The sequence below is a fragment of the Escherichia sp. B1147 genome, from assembly GCF_001660175.1.
Lineage (GTDB): Bacteria > Pseudomonadota > Gammaproteobacteria > Enterobacterales > Enterobacteriaceae > Escherichia > Escherichia whittamii.
On record NZ_LFHY01000008.1, the window covers coordinates 333060 to 339254 of the forward strand.

Here is a 6195-nt window from a genome sequence, read left to right on the forward strand (position 1 = left end):
TCATCCGTTATTTGGACCATTTTCTGCTAAAATCTGCGCCTTGCGCTTCTTTAGCGCACTGTCTATGGCTAACCTTTTGAATAATTTAATTATGACGAGAATACTCGCTGCGATAACACTTTTGGTGAGTATCGTATTGACCATTTTGGTCACCATTTTTTGTTCTGTCCCGATCATCATTGCCGGGATCGTAAAACTATTGTTACCTGTGCCAGTGATTTGGCGAAAGGTATCGCTTTTTTGTGATTTTATGATGTATTGCTGGTGTGAAGGATTAGCGCTATTACTGCACCTTAACCCACACCTGCAATGGGAAGTTCGCGGACTGGAAGGACTAAGTAAGAAGAACTGGTATCTGCTTATTTGTAATCACCGCAGTTGGGCTGATATTGTTGTGCTGTGCGTGTTGTTTCGTAAGCATATTCCAATGAACAAATATTTTCTCAAGCAGCAACTGGCCTGGGTGCCTTTCCTTGGCCTGGCATGCTGGGCGCTGGATATGCCGTTTATGAAGCGCTATTCCCGCGCTTATTTGATACGTCATCCGGAACGACGCGGTAAAGATGTTGAAACTACTCGTCGGTCTTGCGAAAAGTTTCGCCTGCATCCCACCACGATTGTGAATTTTGTTGAAGGCTCTCGTTTTACTGAACAGAAACGCCAGCAAACCCACTCGACATTTAAAAACCTCCTGCCTCCCAAAGCCGCCGGTATCGCGATGACGCTGAATGTGCTGGGTAAACAATTTGATAAACTACTCAATGTTACGCTGTGTTATCCGGACAATAACCGCCAGCCATTCTTCGATATGTTAAGTGGCAAACTGACGCGGATTGTCGTGCATGTGGATTTACAACCTATTGCTGAAGAGTTGCATGGCGACTATATCAATGACAAAAGCTTCAAACGTCATTTTCAGCAGTGGCTGAACACACTGTGGCAGGAAAAAGACCGACTTCTGACTTCACTGATGTCATCACAGCATCAGGATAAGTAGTTATAACTCGCCTCCGTATTAGCAGAGGCGAGTTATCATTTTAATGCACTAAACGTCCGGCACGAGACATAAACTCTTCTTCGCTCATCTCCTGACCGTTAAAAACAACTTTACCTGGCAAATAATGCAGTTGCAGCGAGGCGATATTGTTGTCAATTGTGATTAACTGAAACATCTTACCTAATGTTGCCATTCCTCCGATTTGTTTATCAGCCAGCTTTTGAGCTTTTTCAGCATCCATTCCTTCAGATAAATTAAGTTGCTTTGCTGTTTCAGTAACGACATTAAGCGGTAAAGCCACGTTCAAATTGAACGATTTGATATCTTTGTTTGTGGATGACGAGGATTTGGCTGGATCGGCAATACTAATATCCAGATTAGCATTTAGTTCACCGACTGCGTTCTTCCAGCTTATAGGTAGTTTAATGATCGGCTCACTTTTTTGTAATAACGGCAAATACTCTTTGAACAATACAGTATTCATTTCTTCCAGTGCAGCTTCATCATTTTTTAACTCAGGGTGTGCTGCAAGTTGCTTCTGCATCGCAATATTATACTGGATGACAAACTGACGAACGGCTAAGGGATCAATAGATTCAGCAATCAATGACCACTGACCGCTACCGAGTTGCTGATTCCCTTTTGTTAACTTATCAATTTCGTAGGTCAGATTGGCATTGATATAATCTTTATCTTTCACGCGCTGTAGTGTGGTTTTCGCGACGAAAGCGTCGATTTTGGCAACTTCGTCACCGTGATTGATAATGCTAATCTGATTAAATTTCGACTCGCTTTCACCAAGTGGAAATTTCTTTTCTTCTAATCGTGTCAGGGAGTTAACGGTAAAGTTTTTCGCCGTGATTTTGTTCATTGGCGATAATTCCAGAACGATATCTTCGACTTTACCTTCAACATCGAGGTTAGACAATGAACTGTCATCGCCATTAAAAGTAAACCGACCTTCACCAAAGGAAAGTTTTCCATACTCTGCTGGGGCAACGTCCAGCGTTGTAGAGAAAGAACCGCCAAAGGCGAACCGCAATGTCGCTTCGACGGGCGCTCTATCTTTTGCGGCAATAAATAGCGGTTGTGTCAGTTCATTATTGACTAATTTAACTTTTGCTGCCGCCATAGCAGGTAAGATATTGCCACTTTTTAGCATTGATAGCGGCAAGGGACCATGATCGACATCCACATCAAATGCAATACCTTGTCCTGGCTTGATATTGAGATCTGGCGCACCTTTATCAAATGTAATAATCATTTGAAAGTGAGAGCTAAAAAAACCTTTATCAAAGTTTTTATAGCTGGCGGTCATATCATAGGCATGCTCGCCCTTCTTTTTACTGTCGTTAAAATCTTTAATAAATTTTTCGACGCCAGGCTGGATTTGAGTCCCTTCATACCATGTTCCACCGCCCCAGATAATGGCTAACGCAACAATAACGCCTGTGGCTGACTTACGTATCATTTCTAATATTCCCTGATAAAACAGCAAAACTTTTAATATCCGCGCTTGATATTAAAATGTCCAGAAACGAGGTGATTTATCAGAAAGTATTTATATTGATTAAACAACAAAAAAGCCCGTGAATATTCACGGGCTTTATGAAAATTACAATAAATTATTTTTTCTCAGACAGATATTTCACTGTATCAGCATACTGCTGAACAAAAACATCCATATTGCTGGTATCCATACCCTGCGGATTCAGCTGATATTTACCGTTAACAAACATCGCTGGAACGCCACGCAATTGTACATCTGCAGCCGCTTTTTCTTGCTGTGCGACCAGAGATTTAACAACAAAGCTGTTCCATGCTGCATCATACTCTTCGCCTTTAATACCTGCGTTGATGAAGACATCGCGAATGTCGGCGGTAGAGCGAATGGTCTGTGTTTTCTGTACGCCTTCAAACAACGGCACAGTCACTTTATCTTCTACGCCCAGCGCCATCGCCACAGCCCACGCTTGTGTCAGAGATTGACCAAGCTCCCCGCCCATGAAGTTGACGTGGTATTTAGTCATCTTCACACCTTCCGGCAGTTTTTTCTTCACGTTCTCAGAAATATGCAGAACTTCTTCAAACTGATAGCAGTGCGGGCAGAAGAAAGAGAAAAACTCCAGCACTTGCGGTGCGCCAGCAACCGGCTTTTCCAGCGTGGTGTATTGTTTACCATCTTCATACTGCGCCGCCGATGCGCTAAACGCTAAAACCAAACCAGCCAGCGCCAGCCAAATCTTTTTCATGATTTACTCTCTCCGATTAATACATAGGTGTTAATTGCAAAGGGGGTTCTTGTAGAACTTTTGCCTGCTCTATAAAAGTCGCCGTCTGTCGCAGCCAGTAATCTTCCCCGGTTAACCATGGGAAATTTCTCGGGAACGCGGGATCGGCCCAGCGCCGCATTAGCCAGGCAAGATAATAAACCAAACGCATGGCACGTAAAGGTTCAATCAGTCCGATTTCAGCGGTGTCGAACTCGCTAAATTCTTCATAAGCTTCAATAATAGTTTCTAACTGCATCCGCTGTTCAGCTTTATCGCCATTCAGCAACATCCACAGGTCCTGAATTGCAGGACCATTACGCGCATCATCCAAATCGACAAACATTGGGCCATCGCGCCAGAGAATATTTCCAGCATGGCAGTCACCATGTAATCGCAGAACGGTAAAGTCCTCCCGCCAGTGTGCTGTAACGGTGGCGATCAGCTCATCTGTCGCTTTCAGGAATGCCGCTTTCAACCCGGAAGGTATCAGTGTAGCGTCCTCAAACAGCTTGCGTGGCTCAATGAGATATTCATTCAGACTGATGGTCGGGCGATGGATAAAAAGCTGTTTGCGCCCCGTCTGGTGCATACGCCCCAGATAACGACCAACCGCTTCCATCTGATCAATATTATCGGCTTCAAACTGGCGACCACCGACGCTTGGAAAAACAGCGAAATAAAATCCCTGATGAATCAATAATGTCTGGCCGTTAAAAGCCAAAGGGGCAGCGACCGGAACTTCGTCGTTTACCAGTTGCAGCGCAAATTGATGTTCTTCGAGGATTTGATCTGCTGTCCAACGTTCAGGACGATAAAATTTGACGACAAAACGCCGACGATCTTCGTCCTGAAATTGATAGACTCGGTTTTCATAGCTGTTAAGCGGGGTAAGACCGGAATCCACCCGGATCCCTTGCTCAAACAGAGCGTCCATGATGGTATCCGGGTGTAGTGTCTGGAAAGTAAAAGCGCTGTTGTTCATCCCATCATCCGGAAAACATTACGAATGATGAAGGATATCATTTCACAATGATTTTGTTGGTAGCGCTTACAAGCTTTTACTCTTTAATTACGCCACGCGCGCGTAATAGCGCCGTTTTGAAGTCTTCTTCATAATCTTTCTGCAGCCCTGGGATTACCGCATCTTTCGCGGAATCGCGCATTTTCAGATGATAGATCAGAATGTCATCCGTCAAATCCGCCAGATCGCCGTCAAAACCTGACTCTTTCGCCAGTTTCTGCAAAAATTGCAGCAGGTTAAGGTCTGGCTCTTTTTGCCAGGCTGGCTGGAGGAGTTCAATAACTTCATTCAGACGTTTACATTTCATAGTAATGCTCCTTACTCTTGAGACAGACACGTTAGCAGGGTCAATCCCACAATAAAAGAGGCGATATCGGTGAATCTGGTGACGACGATAACAGGCGTTGTTTTGGCGGGCGGTAAGGCCAGAAGAATGGGCGGCGCGGATAAAGGGTTGCTTGAATTAAACGGCAAACCGCTGTGGCGGCATGTCGCTGACGCACTTATGACGCAGCTGTCTCACGTTGTGGTCAATGCCAATCGCCATCAGGAAATCTATCAGGCAAGTGGTCTGAAAGTAATCGCGGATTCACTGGCGGATTACCCTGGCCCGCTGGCGGGAATGCTTTCGGTAATGCAGCAGGAAGCAGGCGAGTGGTTTCTGTTTTGTCCGTGCGATACGCCCTATATTCCCGAGGATTTAGTCTCCCGGCTTAATCACCAGCGCAAAGATGCTCCTGTAGTGTGGGTCCATGACGGTGAACGAGATCACCCGACTATTGCTCTGGTAAGTCGCACTATTGAGCCTTTGTTGCAGGAATATTTACGAACCGGAGAGCGACGGGTAATGGCATTTATGCGCCTGGCTGGCGGTCACGCGGTTGATTTCAGCGATCATAAAGAGGCATTTGTGAACGTGAATACGCCAGAGGAACTTGCCCAATGGCAGGAAAGACAATGATACCGTTACTCGCCTTTGCCGCGTGGAGTGGCACCGGAAAAACGACGCTGCTGAAAAAACTGATCCCGTCATTATGCGCCAGAGGGATCCGCCCGGGGCTGATTAAACATACGCATCATGATATGGATGTCGATAAGCCAGGCAAAGATAGCTATGAGTTGCGCAAGGCTGGGGCGACTCAAACCATCGTTGCCAGCCAGCAACGTTGGGCCTTGATGACGGAAACGCCAGACGAAGAAGAGCTGGATCTACATTTTCTCGCAGGTCGGATGGATGCCTCAAAACTGGATTTGATTCTGGTTGAAGGGTTCAAGCATGAAGAGATCGCGAAAATTGTGCTGTTTCGCGAAGGGGCCGGACATGTCCCTGAAGAGTTGGTAATAGACAGGCATGTCATTGCCGTAGCCAGCGATGTACCGCTTAATCTTGATGTCGCGTTACTGGATATTAATGATATTGAGGGGCTGGCTGATTTTGTGGTGGAGTGGATGCAAAAGCAGGGCGGATAAGCAAAAGTAGGCTGGATAAGACGCGCCAGCGTCGCATCCGGCATTTTTTCTGCACCAACGCAAAAAGGCCATCCTGACGGATGGCCTTCAGATTGCTGACAAAGTGCGCTTTGTTCATGCCGGATGCGGCGTGAACGCCTTATCCGGCCTACAAAATCATGCAAATTCAATACATTGCATAAACCATGTAGGCCTGATAAGCGTAGCGCATCAGGCAGTTTTTGCGTTTGTCATCAGTCGCCTTTCGCTCAATTTGATGCCTGGCCGTTTATGGCGGGGCGTCCTGCTCAGGAGAGTTCTCACCGACAAACAACAGATAGAACAAAAGGCCCAGTCTTTCGACTGAGCCTTTCGTTTTATTTGATGCCTGGCAGTTCCCTACTCTCGCATGGGGAGGCCCCACACTACCATCGGCGCTACGGCGTTTCACTTCT

Annotated in this window: 7 protein-coding genes; 3 read left to right on the forward strand and 4 right to left on the reverse strand. The window is 46.0% G+C overall.

The window, feature by feature from the left end; translation table 11 throughout:
- Nucleotides 1-64 precede the first annotated feature (64 nt).
- Nucleotides 65-997 (forward strand): acyltransferase, encoded by a 933-nt coding sequence (locus A9180_RS08890; protein ID WP_074399502.1) that lies wholly within the window; start codon nt 65-67, stop codon nt 995-997.
- Nucleotides 998-1037: 40 nt separating this feature from the next.
- Here A9180_RS08890 and A9180_RS08895 read toward each other — a convergent pair whose 3' ends face one another.
- The 4 genes from A9180_RS08895 to A9180_RS08910 form a co-directional block, all read right to left on the reverse strand.
- Nucleotides 1038-2468 (reverse strand): DUF945 family protein, encoded by a 1431-nt coding sequence (locus A9180_RS08895; RefSeq protein ID WP_064527998.1) that lies wholly within the window; start codon nt 2466-2468, stop codon nt 1038-1040.
- A gap of 154 nt (nt 2469-2622) precedes the next feature.
- On the reverse strand, nt 2623-3249 hold the full coding sequence (gene dsbA, locus A9180_RS08900) for a thiol:disulfide interchange protein DsbA (RefSeq protein WP_064527999.1): 627 nt from the start codon (nt 3247-3249) through the stop codon (nt 2623-2625).
- 16 nt (nt 3250-3265) lie between these two features.
- Nucleotides 3266-4252, reverse strand: coding sequence for a stress response kinase SrkA (gene srkA / locus A9180_RS08905; RefSeq protein WP_064528001.1), 987 nt, complete (start codon nt 4250-4252; stop codon nt 3266-3268).
- Nucleotides 4253-4328: 76 nt separating this feature from the next.
- Nucleotides 4329-4598, reverse strand: a complete 270-nt coding sequence (locus A9180_RS08910; RefSeq protein ID WP_064528003.1) for a YihD family protein — start codon at nt 4596-4598, stop codon at nt 4329-4331.
- A 69-nt stretch (nt 4599-4667) separates the two neighbouring features.
- On the opposite strand from A9180_RS08910, the gene mobA reads away from it, so the two are divergent.
- Together mobA and mobB are read left to right on the forward strand one after the other, a co-directional pair.
- A complete protein-coding gene (gene mobA, locus A9180_RS08915; RefSeq protein WP_064528005.1) occupies nt 4668-5252 on the forward strand; it encodes a molybdenum cofactor guanylyltransferase MobA in 585 nt (194 codons plus the stop codon).
- Nucleotides 5234-5761, forward strand: a complete 528-nt coding sequence (mobB, locus tag A9180_RS08920; RefSeq protein ID WP_064528007.1) for a molybdopterin-guanine dinucleotide biosynthesis protein MobB — start codon at nt 5234-5236, stop codon at nt 5759-5761. Before mobA ends, mobB begins: the two co-directional genes overlap by 19 nt.
- The last annotated feature ends 434 nt before the right edge of the window (nt 5762-6195 follow it).